The following is a 23,090-nucleotide window of genomic DNA, read 5'->3' as shown; positions in this document are numbered from 1 at the left end:
CGACAGGGAGGCAAAGAAGATGGACGTGAACGAATACTTAGGGTTGTTTTTAGATGAATCCCAAGAACATATCCAATCGATCAACACACAGTTACTTAAGTTAGAACAGTCGGGTGGGGCGGATGTCGTTCAAGAGATTTTCCGGTCTGCACATACGTTAAAAGGGATGTCTTCGACGATGGGGTACGAACGCGTCGCCAATTTAACGCATGAGATGGAAAGTGCACTCGACCTCGTTCGTGGTGGTAAAAAAGAAAGCAACCAACTTTTGTTGGACACGATGTTCATCGCTATGGAACAAATGGAAGACATGATCGCCGACATTGAGAACGGGGGACAAGGGGCAAACGTTGATGTTTCTGAAACGGTTGCCGCATTCCAATCATTCATCGGTGGAAAAGAGGCCGTGGTCACTGAAGCGAAAGAGTCGAGTACTTTCGACGTCGACCTTTACACAAACTCGGTCATCGACCAGGCGAAACAAACTGGGTTTGAAGCATATCAAATCACTGTGAAACTATCAGACGCCGTCGTCTTAAAAGCGGCTCGGGCGTACATGGTGTTTGATCGCCTTCAAGAATTAGGTGAAGTGGTACGGACACATCCGGAGACAGAAGAAATTGAACAAGAGCAATTTGACTTGTCGTTTGACGTCTTATTCCTCTCACAAGAGACAGCGGAAGTCATCGAACACGCCATCGCCCAAGTATCGGAAGTGGAACGTGTCGAAGTCAATGTGTTCACAGGAGCATCAGAAAGCGAACCAGAAGTCGCAGTCACAGCCGAAGCGGTAGTCCCAGAGCCAGTGGTGCAGACAGCTTTAGACCAGGAAGAAAAAGAAACAAAAGATACGAAAGAACAAGTTGCGGCACAGGCTCAAGCGAAGACGATTCGCGTCAACTTGGAACGGATCGATCGTCTCATGAACTTGTTCGAAGAATTCATCATCGACCGTGGACGTTTGGAACGACTCGCTGATGAGGTGGGGCAACCAGAATTGAATGAAACGGTTGAAAAAATCAAGCGGGGTACGAATGAACTGCAATCTCTCGTCTTGACACTTCGCATGATGCCAATCGAGCAAGTGTTCAATCGCTTCCCACGTATGGTGCGCTCAGTCGCAAAAGAAATCCATAAGAAAGTTCAATTGGATATTTCAGGTGCCGAGACAGAACTAGATCGGACGGTCATCGATGAGATTGGCGATCCGCTCGTTCACTTGATTCGGAATGCAATCGACCATGGAATCGAACGTCCAGAAGTACGCGTACAAGCCGGAAAGCCGGAACAAGGCATGCTCGCCCTTCGTGCTTATCACGGCGGGAACCGTGTCTTCATCGAAATTGAAGATGACGGCGCAGGGATCAATGTCGACAAAGTTCGTTCAAAAGCGTTAGAACGTGGCGTCATTTCAGATGAAGAGGCGACCATGATGTCTGAGAATGAGTTGGCGATGTTGATCTTCGCCCCAGGGTTCTCGACAGCAGATGTGGTGACAGACCTTTCAGGTCGTGGTGTAGGTCTCGATGTCGTCAAAAATAAAATCGAGTCGCTCGGTGGTGTCGTTTCGCTAGAGACGGTAGCGGGACAAGGGACGAAATTCCAAGTCAGCTTGCCACTCACCCTCTCCATCATCTCGGCCATGCTCGTACAAGTCGGCGAGGAATCGTATGCGATTCCGTTGTCATCGATTCTTGAGACGACCTTACTTGATGAAGCGGACATTTTGACGGCGCATCGTGAGCGCGTCTTTGATTTCCGTGGGCAATTGGTTCCGCTCGTCTACTTAAAAGAAATGTTCGGAATCGAATCAGAGACGAAGTCCCAATTCCCGGTCGTCGTCGTTCGAAAAGGCAACAAACTCGTCGGCGTCGTCGTCAATGATTTGATTGGACAACAAGAAATTGTCATGAAACCGCTCGGTACGTATCTTGAAGGGATTCCAGCTATCTCAGGTGCGACCATTCTCGGTGACGGTCGCGTCGCCCTTATCGTAGATAGTAACGATCTCTTTTAAGGAGGAATATAGATGGAACAGAAATGGGTAGTCTTTTCACTTGAAGAAAATACGTACGGGATCGATGTGCAGTCGGTCCGTTCAATCGAGCGGCTTCAGCCGATCACACGCGTCCCGAACGCCCCGTCACACGTGAAAGGGGTCATCAATCTTCGGGGTGTCGTCACACCGGTCATCGACCTTCGTCTACGCCTCGGTTATGAAGAAATCGAACCGACGGATGAGACGCGTATTTTAATCGCATCATTGAATCAAGGGGATGCGGGCTTCATCGTCGACCGCGCAAACGAAGTTGTCGAAAGTGATGAGGTTCGGATTGAACCGATTCCAGAATCAAGTCGTGACATGATTGCAGCACACTTAACCGCAATCGCTAAAGGGGAAGACAAACTCTTCTCGCTTCTCGATGCGAATGCGTTGTTTGAGGAACAATATGCTGAGTGAGTTTGAGCAAGATTTATTAAAGGAACTGGGAAATATAGGGTCTGGACATGCGGCAACTGCTTTATCCGCCATGTTAGCCAAACCGGTCAACATCACGGTCTCTTCAGCCGAGATGGAACCAATCTCGTATTTACCAGACCGAGTGGGTGGTCCGGAGCGACACGTCGCTTCGGTGCTACTCGAGTTAGACGGTGAGATTCGCGGCATGATTCTTATTTTATTTGCCGTTGAGGACGCCGAGCAGATGGTGTCGACACTGATCGGCATGCCATTCTCGTTCCAATCTGGTGATGAACTCGGACAATCGGCCTGGGAAGAAGTCGGGAATATTATGAGCGGTGCGTACGCACGTGCACTAGGTGATTGGTTGCAGACTCCAATCATGATCCAAGTACCGGCAACCGCCATCGATATGGCGGGATCGATCGTCGAGTTTGTCGTCACATCGGTTCAACCCGAGGAAGACGCCGCATTGTATATCGATACGACCTTTATGATTGATCAAAAAGTAAGTGCAGGACATGTGTTGTTCCTACCAACACATGGTTCACTCAAACGCATTCAAGAACGGTTGATTGGTCATGGCTGACGTTTTAAAAATTGGCATCGCCGAGTGGAAGCAAACGACGGCACCGAATCGGTTACGGACAGCAGGACTTGGTTCGTGTGTAGGTGTCATCTTATATGACACTCGTCTCCAATTGGCGGCAATGGCGCATGTCATGTTACCCGACTCGACCATTGCGCGGAAGAATCAAGCGATTGAAGTAGGAAAATATGCGGACACAGCCATCGATACGCTCGTCCGTTCTCTCAAACGAGAAGGAGCGACGCGGCTACAAGCGAAAATGGCTGGTGGGGCACAAATGTTTCAATTTAAATATGAGAATGAAGCGATGCGAATCGGTGAACGGAACGCCGAGGCGATTCGTCATGCATTAAAGGTTCATCGGATTCCGCTCGTGGCCGAAGATTGTGGGGGTCATAACGGACGGACGATTGAATTCGATGTTGCGACATCGGTCTTATCGATTCGGACGGTGAGCGTAGGTACGAAAGAACTATAAGGGGGGATCGACATGACGACTCATCTTACACAGTTGTGGGATCGCTGGAATACGGACCGTGATATGGATACAGCAAACGAATTACTAGCACATTACGAGTTTCTCATCCACTACCACGTACAACGGATGATCGTGACGCTTCCAAAGAGCGTCGAACGCGACGAATTGAAAAGTTTGGGTTACATGGGATTGTACGATGCCCTTATGAAATATGATCCAGAGCATAACAATAAATTTGATACGTACGCTGCATTTCGGATTCGTGGAGCCATCATCGATGGGTTGCGAAAAGTAGACTGGTTGCCTCGATCGGTTCGTGAGAAAGTGAAAAAAATCGATCAGGCGGCGGAACAACTTGAACAATCACTTCATCGCGCTCCGACGAAGAATGAGTTGGCGCTTGCTTGTGATCTCCCTGTTTCAGAAATCGAACGAACGATGGCAGAAGGGTATTTTGCTAATATGTTGTCGATCGACGAGGCCGTGACGTTACAAGAGGAAGGCAAAGTCATGTCAGTCACGTACTTCGACCCGGACTCCGAAAAACCGGAAGACACACTCCTTCAACGAGAGTTGATTGACGTGCTCGCGACAGAAGTGGACCATTTATCGGAAAAAGAACGGCTCGTCGTATCGTTATTTTATTTTGATGAATTGACATTGACTGAGATTGGGGAAGTGCTCGAACTATCGACTTCCCGCATTTCTCAAATCCATTCAAAGGCCTTGAAGACGTTGAAACAAGCGCTTGGACGATCCTATTTAGAAGAAAAGACATCGTGAGGAGATGAACAAGTGTATATTGTGTATGTAGTAACGGCTTGTTTGGTTGCTTACGGTTTTTTATTCGGGTACCGTCAAGTCCAGACGTTACAAGAACGGGTTGAGCGGCTCGAACGAGAGAAACAGGAGACGGAGACGTTGCTTCTCTCGTTTATGGAGTCGATGAATGATCTTGTCACGAAAGAACCGGTAGAGCGTAAAGTGGACGTTCATCAGGAGGATGTGTCCGTGCCCGTTGAAACAAAAGCGGATGTCGTGTCAAACGACTTAGATGAAGACAAGTCAAAACCGTCAATTGACGTAGACGATGTGTTACTGCGCCACTCGGTTCGAGACGCGGCCCGCATCCTCGGAAAAGGGGAAGGTGAACTCGCATTATATGCGAAACTTCGCAAAAAGTGAGAGTTGCCGGATTTCGTGACATATGCTATAGTAGTTCTCGGTGTTAAACACATCACACACGTCTCGGGATGGTATTCCTCGGTGCCGAAAGGTCGGAATACAACGATGAACGAGGCGGAGGACTTTTTTAAACCACAAGGAGGAAATTTATCATGGCAGTAATTTCAATGAAGCAATTGCTTGAAGCTGGTGTACACTTCGGTCACCAAACACGCCGTTGGAACCCAAAAATGGCGAAATACATCTTCACAGAGCGTAACGGGATCTACATCATCGACCTTCAAAAAACGGTCAAAAAAGTAGACGAAGCTTACAACTTTGTTCGTGAACTCGCGGCAGAAGGCGGAAACGTCCTCTTCGTTGGTACGAAAAAACAAGCTCAAGATACAATCAAAGAAGAAGCAATCCGTTCTGGAATGTTCTTCATTAACGAGCGTTGGTTGGGTGGAACACTCACTAACTTCTCAACAATCAAAAAGCGTATTAACCGCTTGAAGCAACTCGAAAAAATGGAAGAAGACGGCACGTTCGAAGTACTTCCTAAGAAAGAAGTCATCATCTTGAAAAAAGAAATGACTCGTCTTGAGAAGTTCCTCGGCGGAATCAAGGATATGCCTGGTGTGCCTGACGCCCTCTTCATCGTTGACCCACGTAAAGAGCGTATCGCAATCGCGGAAGCTCACAAATTGAACATCCCAATCGTTGCGATTGTCGACACAAACTGTGACCCAGATGAAATCGACTACGTTATCCCAGCGAACGACGATGCAATTCGTGCAGTTAAATTGCTCACTTCGAAAATGGCAGACGCAATTATCGAAGCGAAGCAAGGTGAAGAAGAAGTTGCTGAAGAAGCTGTAGCGACAGAAGCTGAAGCTACAGAAGCTGAGTAATCAGTGAGACAATAGGTGATAAAGGGAAAGCCTTTTATCACCTTTTTTTAGGACAAGTATTCAAAAAGCCTCGTGCTTTTTCTTAAAATTCGTAAGTTTTACAAGGAGGAATTTCCGATGGCAGTTACAGCAGCAATGGTAAAAGAACTTCGTGAAAAAACAGGAGCAGGAATGCTCGATTGCAAAAAAGCACTCGTTGAAACAGACGGTGACATGCAAGCAGCAATCGACTTCCTTCGCGAAAAAGGAATCGCTAAAGCAGCAGCAAAAGGTGATCGTATCGCCGCTGAAGGTTTGACAGCAGTAGCAGTTGAAGGCAACAAAGCTGTGCTCGTCGAAATCAACTCAGAAACAGACTTCGTTGCGAAAAACGAGAAGTTCCAAACACTCGTGAACAACGTAGCAAAAGCAGTACTCGCTTCAGGCGCAACAACTGCAGAAGCAGCACTCGCAGCTGATTACGAAGCAGGCAAAACGCTTGAAACGTACATCCAAGAAGAAGCTTCTACAATCGGAGAGAAAATCTCACTCCGCCGTGTAGCTGTTCTTGAAAAAGCTGACGACGCTGTATTCGGTACGTACCTCCACATGGGTGGTCGCATCGGTTCTGTAGTCGTAATCGACGGCACGTCTGACGAAACAGTTGCAAAAGACGTTGCAATGCATGTTGCAGCAGCACGTCCACTTTACGCGACACGCGATGAAGTATCAGCTGAAGAAATCGACCGTGAGAAGAAAGTCTTGACTGAGCAAGCTCTTAACGAAGGCAAACCTGCTAACATCGTTGAGAAGATGATTGCTGGTCGCATGAACAAGTACTTCGAGGAAATCTGCCTCGTAGACCAAACGTTCGTAAAAGACGGCGACTTCAAAGTTGGTAAGTATGTAGAATCTAAAGGCGGGAAAGTCAACTCATTCGTACGCTTCGAAGTAGGAGAAGGTATGGAGAAACGTGAAGAGAACTTTGCTGAAGAAGTTATGAACCAACTTAAAAAATAATCTGCGTCATCGTATATGATGCATTCAAAATTGGGAACACGTCTTTATAACCTTGAGTTAGTTCGTTAAGGGAGCGTGTTCCCTTTTTTCAAGCAAGAGGAGGCAAAGTTATGGAACCGAAATATAAACGAATTGTGTTAAAATTGAGTGGAGAAGCGCTCGCTGGAGATCAAGGTTATGGGATTGACCCTAACATTGTAAACTCAATCTCAAATCAAATTAAAGAATTGATCGAGATGGGTGTAGAAGTGGCCGTGGTTGTTGGTGCCGGAAACATTTGGCGTGGAAAGACGGGTAGTGAACTTGGAATGGACCGGGCAAACGCAGACTACATGGGAATGCTCGCCACTGTCTTAAACTCACTTGCCCTTCAAGACAGCCTTGAAACGTACGGTGTCCAAACGCGTGTCCAAACATCAATTGAAATGCGACAAGTTGCTGAGCCATACATTCGTCGCCGGGCAATGCGTCACCTTGAAAAAGGTCGCGTCGTCATCTTTGCAGCGGGTACAGGAAACCCATATTTCTCAACGGATACGACAGCTGCGCTTCGCGCTGCTGAAATCGAAGCCGATGTCATTTTAATGGGTAAAAACAATGTGGACGGCGTCTACTCTGCCGATCCGAAATTGGATGCCACTGCAGTGAAATATGAGTCGTTGTCATACCTTGATGTCTTAAAAGACGGGCTACAAGTCATGGACTCAACGGCAACATCACTCTGTATGGACAATCACATTCCATTGATTGTATTCTCATTGCTTGAAGAAGGTAACATTAAACGTGTCGTACTCGGGGAACATATCGGGACGGTAGTAGGAGGAGTCAATTCATGAGTGTCAAAGAAGTATTGCAAACAGCTGAAGAAAAAATGGAAAAAGCGCACACGTCACTGAAACGTGATTTTGGTACGCTTCGCACTGGCCGTGCCAGCGCATCGATTTTGGATCCTGTTCAAGTTGATTACTACGGTGTTCCGACACCACTCAATCAAGTAGCAAACATCAATACACCAGAAGCGCGCTTGCTCTTGATTCAACCATGGGATAAATCAATGGTTTCAGAAGTAGAAAAAGCGATTCAAAAGGCAGACCTCGGCTTGTCTCCATCTTCTGACGGAACAGTCATCCGTTTGGCGATTCCTGCCTTGACGGAAGAACGTCGTAAAGAATTGGTTAAAATCACGAAGAAATATGCGGAAGAGGCGAAAGTCGCTGTCCGTAACGTTCGCCGTGATGCCAACGAAAACTTGAAAAAACTCGAAAAAGATGGCGAGTTAACAGAAGACGATCTCCGCGGATATGCAGATGACGTTCAAACGTTGACGGATTCGTATATCAAGAAGATTGATGAATCTGCAGCAACGAAAGAAAAAGAAATCATGGAAGTGTAATCACGGAAGTGGTATACCAAAAAGCTGTGTGGGGACCCTTTTTCTGAGAGGGTCCTTCTTTCATACAATCAGGAGGATAACAGAATGTTTAAATGGGTGAATCCTAAAACAAAAATCGAGGCAGAATTAAGTGTTCCTGAGCACGTAGCCATCATCATGGATGGAAATGGACGTTGGGCCAAAAAACGTGGTCTCCCTCGCATCATGGGTCACCGAGAAGGGATGAAGTCAATCCGTGAAGCGGTTCGGACAGCGCAAGAACTCGGGATTCAATCACTGACGCTTTACGCGTTTTCTACGGAAAACTGGACTCGTCCGGAAGAGGAAGTCTCGTTCTTGATGAAGTTGCCGAAACAATTTTTAGAGACCGATTTGAAAGAACTTCATGAACAAAACGTCCAGGTGCTCGTCGCTGGGGACACGACGAAACTTCCACGCGAGACGCGTGAGGCTGTCGATCAGGCGAGAGAACGGACTGCTACAAATACAGGTTTGAAACTCGTCTTTGCACTCAACTATGGTGGTCGGGATGAACTTGTCCAAGCGATGCGTAGCATTGCCGAGGATGTACAGTCTGGTATGCTAGTACCAGACGCCGTGGATGATCAGTTAATCGGTGAACGACTCATGACTCACGTTCAAGATGTGGATCTCATCATTCGTACGAGTGGTGAACAACGACTGTCAAACTTTTTACTATGGCAAAGCGCATATGCTGAACTCCACTTCACAGAAGTATTGTGGCCGGAATTTAAGCGTGAGCATTTTGTAGAAGCGATTGAATCTTACAACGCGCGCACGCGACGTTTTGGTGGGGTGTAATATGAAGACACGAATTATTACAGGCCTATGGGCGGGCGCAATCTTTATTACCGTCATCGCACTCGGTGGTAACGCCTTTGTTTCTTTAATGGGGATTCTCGCCCTCATTGGATTGAGCGAATTCACATTGATGCGAAAACATAAGCTGTTGGCGTTCCCATTTTTAGTGACATCGCTCCTCGTTGCTTTCCCATTCGTCTTGTTGTTACTGGAAACGCGAATCGTCACGGGCGAGATGCCGTTCACGATTGAACAGTGGCTCGTATTAGGGCTTGTGTTATTACTGTTTTGGACAGTCGTCACAAAAAATCGATTCACGTATGAAGATGCTGGGTTCTATTTTGTATCCGCTGTCTACTTGGTCGTCGGTTTCTTAAGTTTCGCACTCGTACGCCTGTCTGACGACGGGTTGTCGAAAGTGTTGCTCATCTTGTTCATGATTTGGGCAACGGATTCTGGAGCCTATTTCACTGGGAAAGCGTTCGGGAAGGCAAAATTATGGCCATCAATCAGCCCGAATAAGACGATCGAAGGGGCAATCGGCGGAATTGTATCGGCCATTGTACTCGGCATCATCTTCGTCTGGATCGATCCGATTTTACCGGTATTAGAAGTGATTATTTTAGCCATTGTCGTTGCCGTCGTCGGACAGCTCGGTGATTTGGTACAATCCGCTTATAAACGTCAGTTCGGAGTAAAAGATTCAGGTCATCTCTTACCTGGCCACGGAGGAATCCTTGACCGGTTCGACAGTATGATTGCGGTTTTTACCGTCATTTGGGTGTTTAATCTGCTATAAGAAGGAGTGTCGAGATGAAGCGAATTAGCTTAATTGGGGCGACAGGTTCGATTGGCGTGCAGACATGTGACGTCATCGAACAGCACCCCGACCTGTTTGAATTAGAGGCGTATGCGTTCGGCACGAACGTCGATGTTGCCACGGAATGGATCAATCGACTTAGACCAAAATATGTGTCGGCGACAAGTATCGAGGTACTCGAACAATTGAAGCCGCGCCTTACATATGAACCTCTATATTTCATCGGTCCTGAAGGTCTCAAAGAGTGTGCGACGGCAGAACGCGCGGATATCGTCGTGACAGCAGTCGTGGGAGCGGTCGGTCTCGAGCCGACGCTTGCTGCGATTCAAGCAGGAAAAGATATTGCACTCGCCAACAAAGAAACACTCGTTACGGCAGGGCACCTCGTCAAGGCGGCCGTGAAAGAACATGGAGTTAAACTTTTACCTGTCGATAGCGAGCATTCTGCCATCTACCAATGTTTGAATGGGGAACGAAGAGAAGATGTTTCAAAAATTATTTTAACAGCGTCTGGTGGAAGCTTCCGTGACCGTTCGCGGGAAGAATTAGCCGACGTGACGGTTGAAGATGCATTGAATCATCCGAACTGGTCGATGGGGGCGAAGATCACAATCGACTCTGCGACAATGTTTAATAAAGGGCTCGAGGTGATCGAGGCACACTGGCTGTTCGATATCGATTATAATGATATTGAAGTCATCTTGCATCGTGAATCGATTATTCACTCGATGGTCGAATTTAAAGATGCAGCCGTGATGGCACAGCTCGGAAACCCGGATATGCGGGGACCGATTCTCTATGCGCTTTCGGAACCGAAGCGGCTTGAAATTGAGGGGAATAAGCGGTTAAACTTGAAAGAAATCGGTAAGCTACATTTTCAAGAGGCTGATTTCAACCGTTATCCGGCACTTCGGTTAGCGTTTGAAGCAGGAAGAATCGGCGGCTCCATGCCGACAGTCCTGAATGCGGCCAATGAGATGGCAGTGGACCTGTTCTTAAACGGTCAGATTACCTTCTTAGAAATTGAACGACTCGTGGAAGAGGCGATGGCTCAACATGAAGTGATTGCCGAACCGACGCTCGCACAAATTCTAGAAGTAGACCGAGCAGTACGTCAACAGATTCAGCAAGGAATTGAAGGTGGGGAATAAATCATGACGACTTTTATCGCCATCGTTCTGATGTTTGGGGTTCTCATTTCGGTACACGAATGGGGACACCTCGTCATGGCGAAACGGGCAGGCATTCTCTGTCACGAGTTTGCAATCGGATTCGGTCCAAAAATTGTTTCATTCCGTAAAAATGAAACGCTCTATACCATCCGTCTCTTACCAATCGGTGGCTATGTCAAAATGGCTGGGGAAGATTTCGAACCGATTGAAGTACGTGCAGGTCAACACGTGGGACTTCGTTTAACCGAACAAGGCACAGTGGACCGGGTCTATTTTCAGCCGGACACCGCTACGGATGTTCAAGTCGTCGGTACCGTCGATAAATTTGACGCGACGCATGAATTAAAAGTACAGCTCCTCATCGATGAGGAAGTGCGTGTCTATTCGTTAGAACGGGATACCCTTCTTGTCGACCAAGGGATGGAAATTCAAATCGCACCGTATGATCGCACGTTCGGTGCCCAATCGGTATGGAAACGGGTCTTGGCGATTGCAGCCGGTCCAGCGATGAATTTCGTTTTAGCGTTCATCTTGCTCATTATCGTGGGTCTCGTTCAAGGAACGCCCACGAACGATGGTCAAATCGGTACCGTTCAACCTGATTCAGCCGCTGATGAGGCAGGGTTGATGAGTGGAGATGAAATTGTTTCGATTGAAGGCGAACCAGTCACAGATTGGCTCGACTTGCGCACGGCTCTAGCTGACCGCGCCGATACGCCAACGGATGTCACGTACGTCCGTGATGGTGAGGAGGCGACCGTCACTGTCACACCACAAGCGGTTGAACAAAATGGAGAAACGGTTGGGATTCTTGGTGTCACGAACGCATTAGAGCGTTCACCATTCAAAGCTGTGACGACAGGTGCTGAGACGACGTGGACGATGTCCACCCTCATCTTCTCAGCCGTTGGTGATTTGGTGACGGGACAGGTTGGTGTCGATCAGTTGGCAGGACCTGTTGGAATCGTACGGATGACAGATGAAGTGGCAGCGAGCGGTTTGATTATGCTGTTGAACTGGACAGCGCTCCTTTCCGTCAACCTCGCTATCTTCAACTTGCTCCCGCTTCCGGCATTGGATGGAGGACGATTGATTTTCCTCTTGTTCGAAGCGGTACGAGGGCGTCCGATTGATCCGAAAAAGGAAGGATTCGTCCACTTTATCGGGTTCGCCTTATTGATGATCTTAATGTTGATTGTCACTTGGAATGACATTCAATCATTCTTTAAATAAGCTTTTTGTAGAGAAGGGAAACGTTGAACTGTATGAAACAATCTAGATTGCTCATGCCTACATTGAGAGAAGTACCGGCTGACGCGGAAGCGGTCAGCCACCAACTTCTCGTCCGGGGAGGATTCATCCGTCAAAATGCGGCAGGAATCTATTCTTATCTTCCACTCGGACATAAAGTGTTACACAACATCCAAACAATCATCCGTGAAGAGATGAATCGTGCGGGTGCACAAGAGTTATTAATGCCTGCCATCCAACCGGCAGAACTTTGGGAAGAGACGGGACGATGGGGCATTTATGGTCCGGAGTTGATGCGCTTGACTGACCGTCATGACCGTCGCTTCGCACTCGGTGCGACACACGAAGAATTGATTACGTCAATCGTCCGAGACGAGCTCAACTCGTATAAAAAACTTCCGATGAACTTGTATCAGATTCAAACGAAGTATCGCGACGAGCGTCGTCCGCGCTTTGGATTGCTTCGCGGACGTGAGTTCTTGATGAAGGATGCATATTCATTCCATGCGACACAAGAAGACTTAGATGAAGAATATACAAACATGTATAACGCGTACTCACGCATCTTCGACCGTACAGGTCTTAAGTATCGTCCGGTCGTCGCAGACTCTGGAGCAATCGGCGGGAAAGATACGCACGAATTCCAAGCGCTCGCTGATATCGGTGAAGACACGATCGTTTATACCGATTCATCGAACTATGCGGCGAACATTGAAATGGCAGAAACACTCGACCGTTATGAGATGCAACAAGCTGACGTACGTCCACTCGAAAAAGTGGACACGGAAGAAAATCGCACGATTGAAGACGTAGCGAAATTCTTGAACGTCGATCCAAAGACGACCATCAAATCTGTCCTATTCAATGTGGATGGAGAGACGGTGATGGCAATCGTTCGTGGCGACCACGAAGCGAACGAGGTCAAAGTGAAGAACGCACTCGGTGGACTCGATATTCAACTCGAAGATGAGGAAAAAATCGTCGAGTTGTTCAAGTGTGCACCAGGTACGCTCGGACCAATCCATGCGCCAGTTAAAGTCATTGCCGACTATGCGGTCAAGTATCTCGTGGACGCTGTTTGTGGAGCGAACGAAGCAAACACGCACTACACAGGCGTGAATGCCGAGCGTGACTTAGCAGAATTGACTTATCATGATTTACGTTTCGTTGTCGAAGGCGATTTAGCACCTGACGAGTCGGGTCCAGTTCGTTTCGCTCGCGGAATCGAAGTCGGACAAGTCTTCAAACTAGGGACACGTTATTCAGAAGCGATGGGAGCGACATTCTTAAACGAAGAAGGTCGTGCTGAACCACTCATCATGGGTTGCTATGGAATCGGTGTGTCACGGACACTTTCTGCCATCGTCGAACAACATCATGACGATCGTGGAATCATCTGGCCACGAAACGTGGCGCCGTTCGATCTTCATTTGATTGCAATCAATACGAAAGATGAGGCGCAAGTTGAACTTGCAAATCGTCTTTATGAAGAGCTCGGCCAAACGTACGATGTCTTGTTCGATGATCGAAAAGAACGAGCGGGCGTCAAATTTGCCGATGCAGACTTGATTGGTCTTCCGATTCGCGTCAACGTCGGGAAAAAAGCCGGTGAAGGAATCGTTGAAGTAAAAGTACGTGCCACAGGCGAAGTGATTGAAACTTCAATCGACGAATTGAAACAAGTCATCACTTCAAAATTTAGCGAAGTTCATTAATTAATGGATGAAGGTGACAGCGTAAGCGGTCACCTTCATTTGTCGAATTGGCATAAAGGGGGAAAGACGGACCCGTGGAAGCAAATCAAAAGATGCAACTATTATTAAGTGATCTTGGGATCACGACTGAGACAGACCTGTTCGACCAAGCGGAACTCTCACGACTCGTCGTCAATAAAAAACGACGCACGTGGACGTTTTATTTTACATTTCCGACAGTTTTACCGTATGACGTACATCAATTGTTCATGAGTCGATTAGAAAATCGGTACGCGACGTTCGCTGACGAAGTGTACGCGCGATTCTCGACGGCAAAAGGTGGGAGCGAGCAAGACTATATCGACTACTGGCCACGAATCGTCAGTGAATTGAGTCAAGTGTCCGGAGCGATGCGAAGCTATTTCGGATCGGTCTCACCGCGATTTGAACAGAATAAACTGTTGATCCCAGTACGGTCCGGACCTGAGGCGAGCTATGTGGACAAAGAGCTCTGTCAAGAAGTCCAAGCTCTCTATAGCGCTTATGGGTTCACGAAAAAACCGTGTCAGGCACACTTTTCTGAAGACGCCGAAGCCAGTCAGGCTTTACGTGAACAAGTGGTACAAGAAGATATCGAGCAAGCGAAAATGGCACTTGCGGCACAATTCGCTAAAGCGACGGAAACGAATGACGAGCCAATCACAGAGATTCGGATGGGTGCGCTCATCAAAGATGAGATTGTCCCAATCAAGACGATTATCGAAGAAGAGCGCCGCGTCGCCATTCGTGGTCTCGTCTTCTCCGCGGAGCGAAAAGAGCTGAAGAGTGGGAAAAAGCTATTCACCTTCAAAATGACCGACTACACCGATTCGCTCATCGTGAAAGTGTTTGCGCGCGATGACGATGACGATCGGATGTTAAGTGCCGTCAAAAAGGGCATGTGGATTCAAACGGCAGGACGAGTCGAGGATGATTCGTTCATGCGTGAATTATGCATGATGGCGTCGCAACTCCAAGAAGTAAAAGTCGAGCCACCCCGAGATGAGTGGGAAGGTGAGAAGCGGGTCGAACTCCACGCACATACACAGATGAGTCAAATGGACGCAGTCACGAACGTATCTGCTCTCGTCGCGCGTGCCGCGAAGTGGGGACATCGTGCGATTGCCATCACCGACCATGCTGGTGTCCAAGCGTTCCCGGAAGCGTATTATGCCGGGAAGAAAAACGACATCAAAGTGTTGTACGGAGTCGAGGCGAACGTCGTCAATGATGGCGTTCCGGTCGCATATCATCCAAGTGATGTGTCATTAGATGATGCAACATATGTCGTCTTTGACGTCGAGACGACGGGACTTTCTGCCGTCTACAATAAAATCATCGAGCTCGCAGGTGTCAAAATCAAGGACGGAGAGATTATCGACCGCTTTGAGGCGTTCGCTGACCCGAAACATGCGTTGTCGGCGACGACAATCGAGTTGACGGGAATCACGGATGACATGGTGCAAGGACAACCTGACCCAGAAGTCATCACGAAACAGTTCGTCGAATGGTGTGGTGACAGTATCCTCGTCGCCCATAACGCATCGTTCGACATGGGCTTCCTCGAGGCGACACTTCGGAGCGGAGGTCATGAACCGGATGATTACCCGGTCATCGATACACTCGAACTGGCTCGTACGTTGATGCCGACCTTGAAGAATCACCGACTGAACACGCTTGCGAAGCGATTCGATATCGAATTGACTCAGCATCACCGCGCGATTTATGATGCGGAGGCGACAGCGTACTTGTTGATGAAACTACTCGACCTCGCCAAACAGATGTTTGAGATGACGACGCATCGCTCGTTGAATGCCAAAGTCGGGAGTGACGTGTCGAAGATTCGTCCGTTCCATGCGACGATTTATGCGAAAAATAAAAAGCCGGGACTTCGTCATTTATACGAACTCATTTCACTCTCTCATATCGATTATTTATATCGGATGGCACGGATGCCACGTTCAGAGCTCGTGAAGCGCCGTGAAGGACTATTGATTGGTTCGGCTTGTGACAATGGTGAGATTTTTGACGCTGCTTTGAACAAGTCGGATGATGAGCTCGAGAAGATGATGTCGTTTTACGACTTTATCGAGATTCACCCGCCGGCGCTCTATCACCATTTGATCGATAAAGAGATTGTCGCGAATGAGATGGAGCTCCGTGAGATCATCAAACGAATCATTCGTGTCGCGGAGAAAGCCGAGTTACCGGTATGTGCGACAGGAAATGTGCACTATCTGGACCGGTCCGACCGTTCGTATCGTGAGATCTTGATTCGAACCCAAGGTGGGGCGAACTTCATCAATACACGTAAAGAGTTGCCACATGCCCACTTCCGGACGACGAAGGAAATGATGGAAGAATTCAAGTTTCTAGGTGACGACTTGGCACGTGAAATCGTCATCACGAACCCGAATGCAATAGCTGATCAAATCGAATCGATTCAAATCATCCCGGATGACTTGTATACGCCGAAAATTGAAGGCGCAGATGACGAGGTTCGGAATATGAGCTACGACATGGCCCGTTCGATTTATGGGGACGAGCTTCCTGAGATTGTGGAGGCGCGTCTAGAAAAAGAATTGAAGTCGATCATCGGCCATGGATTCGCGGTCATCTACTTGATCTCACATAAACTCGTTAAGAAATCTCTAGATGATGGGTACTTGGTCGGTTCGCGTGGGTCGGTCGGGTCGAGTCTCGTCGCTACGATGACAGAGATCACCGAGGTCAACCCGCTACCGCCGCACTATGTCTGTCCAAACTGTCAACACTCGCACTTCTTCAATGACGGGTCTGTCGGTTCTGGATATGACTTACCGGACAAAGAGTGTCCGGAATGTGGCACATGGTATACAAAAGATGGACATGATATTCCGTTCGAAACGTTCCTTGGATTCAAAGGGGACAAAGTGCCGGATATCGATTTGAACTTCTCGGGTGAATATCAACCGCATGCCCACGCCTATACAAAAGTGTTGTTCGGAGAAGAATATGTATATCGTGCTGGCACGATCGGAACGATTGCGGATAAGACGGCGTATGGGTACGTAAAAGGATATGCGACCGAGAACGACAAGATTTATCGTAACGCGGAAGTCGATCGTCTCGTCTCCGGGGTCACCGGTGTGAAACGGACGACGGGGCAGCACCCGGGTGGAATCATCGTTGTCCCTGACTATATGGACATCGCGGACATCTCACCGATTCAATATCCGGCGGATGACAACTCGTCTGAATGGAAGACGACACACTTCGATTTCCACTCGATCCATGACAACTTGTTGAAGCTCGATATTCTCGGGCACGATGACCCGACCGTCATCCGGATGCTTCAAGACTTATCCGGGATCGATCCGAAAACGATTCCGACAGATGATCCGACCGTTATGAAAATTTTCTCCTCACCAGAAGTGCTCGGGGTGACACCGGAACAGATTGAGTCGAAGACCGGCACACTCGGGATTCCTGAGTTTGGGACGAAGTTCGTCCGTCAGATGCTTGAAGAGACGAAACCGTCCACGTTCTCGGAGCTCGTTCAGATCTCAGGTCTGTCTCACGGAACGGATGTGTGGCTTGGGAACGCGAACGAGCTGATTTATAACGGGACGTGTGAACTGAAAGACGTTATCGGTTGTCGTGATGACATCATGGTCTATTTGATTTACGCAGGGCTCGAACCATCGTTCGCCTTCAAAATCATGGAGTCCGTCCGTAAAGGGAAAGGTCTCACAGAGGAGATGGAGTCAGAGATGCGGGAGAACGATGTGCCGGAATGGTATATCTCTTCTTGTAAGAAGATCAAATACATGTTCCCGAAAGCGCACGCGACGGCATACGTCTTGATGGCCGTCCGTATCGCATATTTCAAAGTGCATCATCCTATCTTGTACTATGCGACATATTTCACCGTGCGCGCCGGGGACTTTGACTTATCTGCGATGATCAAAGGCCCTCAAGCCGTCCGTAAAGCGATGTCGGATATTCGGGAAAAAGGCTTCGACGCGACAGCGAAAGATAAAGGATTGCATACGGTCCTCGAACTTGCCCTTGAGATGCTTGAGCGGGGCATGAAGTTCCAAAACATCGACTTGTATCGTTCAAGCGCGACAGAGTTCTTGATTGAGGACAATACGTTGATTCCACCTTTCAATGCGGTCGATGGGCTCGGGACGAATGCGGCAAAAGCGATTGTCGAAGCGAGGGAGGAAGGACAGTTCCTCTCGAAAGAAGATTTACGCAAACGAGCGAAGTTATCGAAAACGGTCATCGAGACACTTGATACAATGAAATGTCTTGAAGGCTTGCCTGATGAGAACCAACTCTCATTCTTTGATTTTGGGGTGTAAGTTGCGATTTGTCGGGAAAATATGATATATTGGTATCGAACAAAGTTGGATACTACGACGGAAAGGAGTAGGGAACCCTACTCCTTTCTTGTATGTAAAAGCCAGAAGGAGGGATGAGAGTGTCCAAAATAACAGAAGTCGTTGAATCGATTGCGTTGCCAATCGTCGAACGAGAAAACATGGAATTGGTCGATGTGGAATTCGTAAAAGAAGGTCCAGACTGGTTCTTGCGCGTTTATATCGATAAACCAGGGGGCGTCGATTTAGACGATTGCGTCAATATCAATGAACAACTCTCGGAAAAACTGAACGAAACCGATCCGATTGAACAGGCTTATTATCTTGATGTCTCGAGTCCTGGTGCGGAGCGTCCGCTGAAAAAGCCGAGTGATTTCGAACGTGCTGTAGGCAAAAACGTCTACATGAAAACGTTCGCTCCGATCGATGGTGCCAAAGAGTTTGAAGGAATTTTGACGGCATATGATGGGGAAACGGTCGTGATCGAGACACGCATCAAGACGAGAAAAAAAGCGGTATCGCTACCGGTAGACAAAATTGCACAAGCCCGCTTAGCGGTCACGTTTAGTTAAGGAGAGGGAAGAAGATGGGTCCACAATTACTCACTACAATCGATCAGATTGCCAAAGAAAAAGGAATTGACAAAAATATTATTATCGACGCTCTCGAACAAGCGCTCATTTCTGCATATCGCCGAAACGTCGCGAACCCGAACGAGCATGTGAAAGTCGAATTCGACCAGGTGACAGGAGACATTCGTGTCTATGCACTTTTAGAAGTCGTCGAACGTCTCACACAACCAGACCAACAGCTCTCGCTTGAGGAAGCACATGAAATCGACCCGAACTATGAGCTCGGTGATTTCCATAAAGAAGAAGTCACACCAAGTGATTTCGGACGTGTCGCAGCGATGACGGCGAAACAAGTCGTGACGCAGAAGATGCGTGAAGCGGAGCGTGAACGCATCTACAACCACTTCGCAGATAAAGAAGACGAGATCATGACAGGGATTGTGGAGCGTTTTGATCCACGCAACTTGTATATCGGTCTTGAGAACAACATCGAAGCGGTCCTTACTCCGAACGAACAAATGCCGAACGAGTCGTATCAGATTCACGACCGGATCAAGGTATACGTGACGAAAGTTGATTCGACGACAAAAGGTTCAGGTGCTGCGATTCAAGTGTCGCGTACGCATCCGGGACTTTTGCGCCGTTTGTTCGAACTTGAAGTGCCTGAGATTTCAAACGGAACAGTCGATGTCATGTCTGTATCGCGTGAAGCAGGTGACCGTTCGAAAATTGCTGTGCACTCGGATATCGTTGACCCGGTCGGCGCATGTGTCGGACCGAAAGGGCAACGTGTCCAAACGATCGTCGACGAGTTGAACGGTGAAAAGATTGATATCGTTCGTTGGTCTGAAGACCCGAAAGAGTTCGTTCGAAACGCACTCAGCCCGGCACAAGTCGTTGCCGTCTATGTCAATGAGCCTGCGAAGTCGACGACAGTCGTCGTACCGGACTACCAATTGTCACTCGCGATTGGAAAACGTGGTCAAAACGCTCGTCTCGCAGCGAAATTGACTGGTTGGAAAATCGACATTAAGAGCGAGACAGATGCGGAAGCACTCGATTTGTTCGATACGTTCGCTGAAAAAGTTGAATCAGAACCAGAAATTGTTCAAAATGAAGTTGAACAAGACTTATCAGATGCTTCAGTTGAAACAGCTGTGGTGAAAGAAGAGGAATGACCATGAAGCAAAAGAAACTTCCTTTGCGTAAGTGTGTGGTCACACAAGAAATGCTCCCGAAGAAAGAATTGATTCGTGTCGTTCGAACGCCTGAAGGTGACGTAGTCATCGATCAGACGGGTAAAGTGAACGGTCGCGGTGCCTACTTATCAAAAGATCTCGATGTCGTTCGTCAAGCAGAGAAAAAACGGACGCTCGATCATCATTTGAAAGTAAAGACGAGCGATACCTTGTATGAGCAGTTGAAAGCTGTCGCAGGTGACGAATCATGAGTAAGTGGGAATCATTGTTAGGCCTTGCCGCTCGAGCAAGGAAAGTAACGATGGGAGAAGAGTTTGTATTAAAGGATGTACGAGCAGGTCGTGCCAAGCTCGTCATTCTAGCCGGAGATGCAGGTGCCTCGACGAAAAAACGAGTCACCGACAAATGTGCATCTTACCAAGTGCCGCTGATTGAAGTGAGCGATCGCTATACGATCGGTGCCGCACTTGGGAAAGATATGCGTGTCGTCGTATCGGTGACAGAATCCGGATTTGCGAACAAGCTTAAGCAACTTCTCTCTTAACTATTAACGGAGGTGGATGCTTTGGGAAAACGCGTCTATGAATTTGCAAAAGAACAAAATGTAACGAGTAAGCAAGTTATTACTCAACTAGAAAAATTGAACAAACCGGTGAAAAACCACATGGCCGTCCTCGATGATGAGACAGTCAAACAGTTGGACCGTGTGTTCAATCCAGAAAAGTACCGTGCTGAGAAGCAAGCTGAAGCGAAAGCGACTTCAACTTCGAACGAGCCGAAACAAGAGAAAAAAGAACAGTCACGTCCGCAAGCGACGCAACAAAACCGTGGCGGTCAAAACAACCGCGGTGGTCAAAATCGTAACGACAACCGTAACAACGATCCACGCAATAAAAAACGTGGAAAAGGGAAAGGTAAAGGCAAGCCGGTAAAAGCGGCCGTGCCACAAGAAGCCGATCCAAATTCGAAGACAAGTCAGCGTAAAGCGGCTCGTCTCGCTCAAGAAGCCGAGATGGGGAACGTCATCAAGTATGAGGATGTGCTCAGTGTCTCTGACCTCGCAGAGAAAATGAACAAAAAACCAAACGAAATCATTATGAAGTTGATGGGTCTTGGTGTGATGGCGACAATCAACCAGACACTCGATGACGAAACAATCGAGTTGCTCGCTTCAGAGTTTGGTTTTGAAGTAGAAAAAGAAGTCGTCGTCGATGAGACAGACTTCGAAACAGTTGAGATTGACTTCTCACAATATGATCTTGAAGAGCGCCCAGCGGTCGTTACAATCATGGGTCACGTTGACCACGGTAAAACGACACTTCTTGACTCGATTCGTAACACGAAAGTCGTTGCAGGAGAAGCGGGTGGAATCACGCAGCATATCGGTGCGTACCAAGTGTCTGTAAACGACAAGAAAATCACATTCCTCGATACGCCAGGTCACGCGGCGTTCACAACGATGCGTGCACGTGGTGCGGAAGTGACAGACATCGCCATCATCGTCGTTGCGGCTGACGATGGCGTCATGCCACAAACAGAGGAAGCGATCTCGCACGCGAAAGCAGCGAACGTTCCAATCATCGTTGCGGTCAACAAAATGGACAAAGAAGGGGCAAACCCTGACCGTGTCAAACAAGAGTTGACTGAGTTCGGTCTCATTCCGGAAGAGTGGGGCGGCGAAACGATTTTCGTTCCAATCTCTGCGATTAAAGGTGAAGGAATCGATGAGTTGCTCGAGATGATTCTTCTCGTATCTGAAGTCGAAGAATACAAGTCGACGCCAGACATGCCAGCTCGTGGATCAGTCATCGAAGCAAAACTCGACAAAGGTCGTGGACCTGTTGCAACGCTTCTCGTTCAACACGGTACGCTTCGTATCGGTGACCCAATCGTTGTCGGTAGCACGTTCGGTCGCGTCCGTGCAATGGTTAACGACATCGGTCGTCGTGTGAAACAAGTCGGTCCATCTACACCGATTGAAATCACAGGTTTGAACGATGTGCCACAAGCCGGTGATCAGTTCATCGTGTTTGAAGATGAGAAGAAAGCACGTGCAATCGGGGAAAAACGTTACCAACGTTATCTCGAGTCACAACGCCGTGAATCAGCGAAAGTCAGCCTTGACGATTTGTTCAGCCGTATTCAAGAAGGTGAAGTGAAAGACTTGAACGTCATCATTAAAGCAGACGTACAAGGTTCAGCTGAAGCATTGGCTGGTTCACTTCGCAAGATCGATGTCGAAGGCGTCAAAGTTAACATCGTTCACCAAGGTGTCGGTGCCATCACAGAAGGTGACGTCATTCTCGCATCAGCTGCGAACGCCGTCATCATCGGTTTCAACGTACGTCCTGACGGTAACGCCCGTTCGATGGCTGAACAGGAAAATGTTGAAATGCGTCTCCACCGCATCATCTACAACGCGATCGAAGAAATCGAGAGCGCGATGAAAGGGATGCTTGACCCTGAGTTCGTCGAAGAAATCACTGGTCAAGTCGAAGTCCGTGACGTCTTCAAAGTATCGAAAGTCGGTACGATTGCAGGTTGTTATGTGACTGAAGGTAAAATCACACGTGACGCTGGTGTCCGTGTCATTCGTAACGGAATCGTCGTATATGAAGGCAAGCTCGATACGCTTCGCCGCTTCAAAGATGACGTAAAAGAAGTTGCGACTGGTTATGAGTGTGGGATTAAAGTAGAGAAATTTGATGACATCAAAGTAGAAGATGTTATTGAAGCGTTCGTCATGAAAGAAGTCGAACGTAAATAATGTGAGGAGGGATCACGTATGAAAATTCGTGCCCAACGTGTTGCCGAGCAAATGCGTAAAGAGATTACAGACGTCTTGTTACGGGAAGTGAGTGACCCACGTACAAAGAACGCTACAATTACGAGCGTTGATGTGACAGGGGACTTACAACAAGCAACGGTCTACTATACGGTGCTCGGTGATGAGGAAGATGTGAAAGCAGAAACGCAAGCAGGTCTCGACAAAGCGAAAGGATTTATCCGTCGCGAAATCGGGAACCGCATCCGTCTTCGTAAAACACCAGAAATCTCGTTTGAATACGATTCTTCGGTCGCATATGGTAGCCATATCGATTCATTGATTCGTGATTTGAACAAAGACCAATAATTTGAAAGGGGAGACATCGTTCT

General features: G+C 48.0%; 22 protein-coding genes. All 22 read left to right on the top strand.

The genetic code is table 11. From position 1 onward, the window contains the following. The first annotated feature begins 19 nt into the window (after window positions 1-19). Window positions 20-2,017 carry a chemotaxis protein CheA gene (locus PJK55_RS04655; protein WP_271304977.1) on the top strand — a complete coding sequence of 666 codons (1,998 nt, stop codon included), beginning with the start codon at window positions 20-22 and terminating at the stop codon, window positions 2,015-2,017. 12 nt (window positions 2,018-2,029) lie between these two features. After that, window positions 2,030-2,461, top strand: coding sequence for a chemotaxis protein CheW (locus tag PJK55_RS04650; protein ID WP_214783739.1), 432 nt, complete (start codon window positions 2,030-2,032; stop codon window positions 2,459-2,461). Then, complete coding sequence (locus tag PJK55_RS04645) at window positions 2,451-3,050, top strand: chemotaxis protein CheC (protein ID WP_214691834.1); 600 nt, start codon at window positions 2,451-2,453, stop codon at window positions 3,048-3,050. Before PJK55_RS04650 ends, PJK55_RS04645 begins: the two co-directional genes overlap by 11 nt. Continuing rightward, window positions 3,043-3,528 carry a chemotaxis protein CheD gene (locus PJK55_RS04640; RefSeq protein ID WP_271304976.1) on the top strand — a complete coding sequence of 162 codons (486 nt, stop codon included), beginning with the start codon at window positions 3,043-3,045 and terminating at the stop codon, window positions 3,526-3,528. Before PJK55_RS04645 ends, PJK55_RS04640 begins: the two co-directional genes overlap by 8 nt. A 12-nt stretch (window positions 3,529-3,540) precedes the next feature. Further along, window positions 3,541-4,311, top strand: coding sequence for a FliA/WhiG family RNA polymerase sigma factor (locus PJK55_RS04635; RefSeq protein WP_074034678.1), 771 nt, complete (start codon window positions 3,541-3,543; stop codon window positions 4,309-4,311). A gap of 12 nt (window positions 4,312-4,323) precedes the next feature. Next, window positions 4,324-4,713: a hypothetical protein gene (locus PJK55_RS04630; RefSeq protein WP_224860693.1), complete on the top strand. Its 390-nt coding sequence runs from the start codon at window positions 4,324-4,326 to the stop codon at window positions 4,711-4,713. Between the two features lie 152 nt (window positions 4,714-4,865). Beyond that, a complete protein-coding gene (gene rpsB / locus PJK55_RS04625; protein WP_015881415.1) occupies window positions 4,866-5,606 on the top strand; it encodes a 30S ribosomal protein S2 in 741 nt (246 codons plus the stop codon). Window positions 5,607-5,723: 117 nt separating this feature from the next. Next, a complete protein-coding gene (gene tsf / locus PJK55_RS04620) occupies window positions 5,724-6,605 on the top strand; it encodes a translation elongation factor Ts (RefSeq protein ID WP_074034676.1) in 882 nt (293 codons plus the stop codon). Window positions 6,606-6,715: 110 nt separating this feature from the next. Next, on the top strand, window positions 6,716-7,441 hold the full coding sequence (gene pyrH / locus PJK55_RS04615) for a UMP kinase (protein ID WP_074034675.1): 726 nt from the start codon (window positions 6,716-6,718) through the stop codon (window positions 7,439-7,441). After that, a complete protein-coding gene (frr, locus tag PJK55_RS04610) occupies window positions 7,438-7,998 on the top strand; it encodes a ribosome recycling factor (RefSeq protein ID WP_074034674.1) in 561 nt (186 codons plus the stop codon). The genes pyrH and frr overlap by 4 nt, the downstream gene beginning before the upstream one ends. An 84-nt stretch (window positions 7,999-8,082) precedes the next feature. Further along, window positions 8,083-8,820 carry an isoprenyl transferase gene (locus PJK55_RS04605; protein ID WP_214691837.1) on the top strand — a complete coding sequence of 246 codons (738 nt, stop codon included), beginning with the start codon at window positions 8,083-8,085 and terminating at the stop codon, window positions 8,818-8,820. A gap of 1 nt (window position 8,821) precedes the next feature. Then, entirely contained in the window at window positions 8,822-9,619 is a 798-nt protein-coding gene (locus tag PJK55_RS04600) for a phosphatidate cytidylyltransferase (RefSeq protein ID WP_271304975.1), read from the top strand. Between the two features lie 14 nt (window positions 9,620-9,633). Continuing rightward, the gene (gene dxr, locus PJK55_RS04595; protein ID WP_214691839.1) at window positions 9,634-10,791 is read left to right on the top strand and encodes a 1-deoxy-D-xylulose-5-phosphate reductoisomerase; all 1,158 of its coding nucleotides are present in this window, start codon (window positions 9,634-9,636) and stop codon (window positions 10,789-10,791) included. 3 nt (window positions 10,792-10,794) lie between these two features. Next, window positions 10,795-12,045, top strand: coding sequence for an RIP metalloprotease RseP (rseP, locus tag PJK55_RS04590; protein ID WP_271304974.1), 1,251 nt, complete (start codon window positions 10,795-10,797; stop codon window positions 12,043-12,045). A gap of 32 nt (window positions 12,046-12,077) precedes the next feature. After that, entirely contained in the window at window positions 12,078-13,778 is a 1,701-nt protein-coding gene (locus PJK55_RS04585; protein WP_271305270.1) for a proline--tRNA ligase, read from the top strand. Window positions 13,779-13,852: 74 nt separating this feature from the next. Beyond that, window positions 13,853-18,145: a PolC-type DNA polymerase III gene (locus PJK55_RS04580; RefSeq protein WP_271304973.1), complete on the top strand. Its 4,293-nt coding sequence runs from the start codon at window positions 13,853-13,855 to the stop codon at window positions 18,143-18,145. Window positions 18,146-18,264: 119 nt separating this feature from the next. Beyond that, window positions 18,265-18,735: a ribosome maturation factor RimP gene (gene rimP / locus PJK55_RS04575; protein ID WP_015881425.1), complete on the top strand. Its 471-nt coding sequence runs from the start codon at window positions 18,265-18,267 to the stop codon at window positions 18,733-18,735. Between the two features lie 14 nt (window positions 18,736-18,749). Beyond that, window positions 18,750-19,913, top strand: coding sequence for a transcription termination factor NusA (gene nusA / locus PJK55_RS04570; RefSeq protein ID WP_214691843.1), 1,164 nt, complete (start codon window positions 18,750-18,752; stop codon window positions 19,911-19,913). Next, window positions 19,910-20,185, top strand: a complete 276-nt coding sequence (rnpM, locus tag PJK55_RS04565; RefSeq protein ID WP_214788727.1) for an RNase P modulator RnpM — start codon at window positions 19,910-19,912, stop codon at window positions 20,183-20,185. Before nusA ends, rnpM begins: the two co-directional genes overlap by 4 nt. Further along, the gene (locus PJK55_RS04560; protein ID WP_271304972.1) at window positions 20,182-20,478 is read left to right on the top strand and encodes a YlxQ family RNA-binding protein; all 297 of its coding nucleotides are present in this window, start codon (window positions 20,182-20,184) and stop codon (window positions 20,476-20,478) included. Before rnpM ends, PJK55_RS04560 begins: the two co-directional genes overlap by 4 nt. A 21-nt stretch (window positions 20,479-20,499) precedes the next feature. Beyond that, entirely contained in the window at window positions 20,500-22,701 is a 2,202-nt protein-coding gene (infB, locus tag PJK55_RS04555; RefSeq protein WP_214691844.1) for a translation initiation factor IF-2, read from the top strand. Window positions 22,702-22,719: 18 nt separating this feature from the next. Beyond that, the gene (gene rbfA / locus PJK55_RS04550) at window positions 22,720-23,067 is read left to right on the top strand and encodes a 30S ribosome-binding factor RbfA (protein WP_015881430.1); all 348 of its coding nucleotides are present in this window, start codon (window positions 22,720-22,722) and stop codon (window positions 23,065-23,067) included. The last annotated feature ends 23 nt before the right edge of the window (window positions 23,068-23,090 follow it).

The sequence above is a fragment of the Exiguobacterium sp. MMG028 genome, from assembly GCF_027947425.1.
Classification (GTDB): domain Bacteria; phylum Bacillota; class Bacilli; order Exiguobacteriales; family Exiguobacteriaceae; genus Exiguobacterium; species Exiguobacterium aestuarii_A.
This window is presented reverse-complemented; position numbering and strand designations above follow the sequence as displayed.

What these genes read in the sequence shown, in the direction of transcription:
- tsf (WP_074034676.1), top strand. Translation starts at nt 5,724, where the DNA reads ATGGCAGTTACAGCAGCAATGGTAAAAGAACTTCGTGAAAAAACAGGA.
- PJK55_RS04605 (WP_214691837.1), top strand. Translation starts at nt 8,083, where the DNA reads ATGTTTAAATGGGTGAATCCTAAAACAAAAATCGAGGCAGAATTAAGT.
- rseP (WP_271304974.1), top strand. Translation starts at nt 10,795, where the DNA reads ATGACGACTTTTATCGCCATCGTTCTGATGTTTGGGGTTCTCATTTCG.
- pyrH (WP_074034675.1), top strand. Translation starts at nt 6,716, where the DNA reads ATGGAACCGAAATATAAACGAATTGTGTTAAAATTGAGTGGAGAAGCG.
- rbfA (WP_015881430.1), top strand. Translation starts at nt 22,720, where the DNA reads ATGAAAATTCGTGCCCAACGTGTTGCCGAGCAAATGCGTAAAGAGATT.
- rnpM (WP_214788727.1), top strand. Translation starts at nt 19,910, where the DNA reads ATGACCATGAAGCAAAAGAAACTTCCTTTGCGTAAGTGTGTGGTCACA.
- PJK55_RS04585 (WP_271305270.1), top strand. Translation starts at nt 12,078, where the DNA reads ATGAAACAATCTAGATTGCTCATGCCTACATTGAGAGAAGTACCGGCT.
- nusA (WP_214691843.1), top strand. Translation starts at nt 18,750, where the DNA reads ATGGGTCCACAATTACTCACTACAATCGATCAGATTGCCAAAGAAAAA.
- PJK55_RS04600 (WP_271304975.1), top strand. Translation starts at nt 8,822, where the DNA reads ATGAAGACACGAATTATTACAGGCCTATGGGCGGGCGCAATCTTTATT.
- PJK55_RS04655 (WP_271304977.1), top strand. Translation starts at nt 20, where the DNA reads ATGGACGTGAACGAATACTTAGGGTTGTTTTTAGATGAATCCCAAGAA.
- frr (WP_074034674.1), top strand. Translation starts at nt 7,438, where the DNA reads ATGAGTGTCAAAGAAGTATTGCAAACAGCTGAAGAAAAAATGGAAAAA.
- PJK55_RS04640 (WP_271304976.1), top strand. Translation starts at nt 3,043, where the DNA reads ATGGCTGACGTTTTAAAAATTGGCATCGCCGAGTGGAAGCAAACGACG.
- PJK55_RS04645 (WP_214691834.1), top strand. Translation starts at nt 2,451, where the DNA reads ATGCTGAGTGAGTTTGAGCAAGATTTATTAAAGGAACTGGGAAATATA.
- rpsB (WP_015881415.1), top strand. Translation starts at nt 4,866, where the DNA reads ATGGCAGTAATTTCAATGAAGCAATTGCTTGAAGCTGGTGTACACTTC.
- PJK55_RS04650 (WP_214783739.1), top strand. Translation starts at nt 2,030, where the DNA reads ATGGAACAGAAATGGGTAGTCTTTTCACTTGAAGAAAATACGTACGGG.
- PJK55_RS04635 (WP_074034678.1), top strand. Translation starts at nt 3,541, where the DNA reads ATGACGACTCATCTTACACAGTTGTGGGATCGCTGGAATACGGACCGT.
- dxr (WP_214691839.1), top strand. Translation starts at nt 9,634, where the DNA reads ATGAAGCGAATTAGCTTAATTGGGGCGACAGGTTCGATTGGCGTGCAG.
- PJK55_RS04560 (WP_271304972.1), top strand. Translation starts at nt 20,182, where the DNA reads ATGAGTAAGTGGGAATCATTGTTAGGCCTTGCCGCTCGAGCAAGGAAA.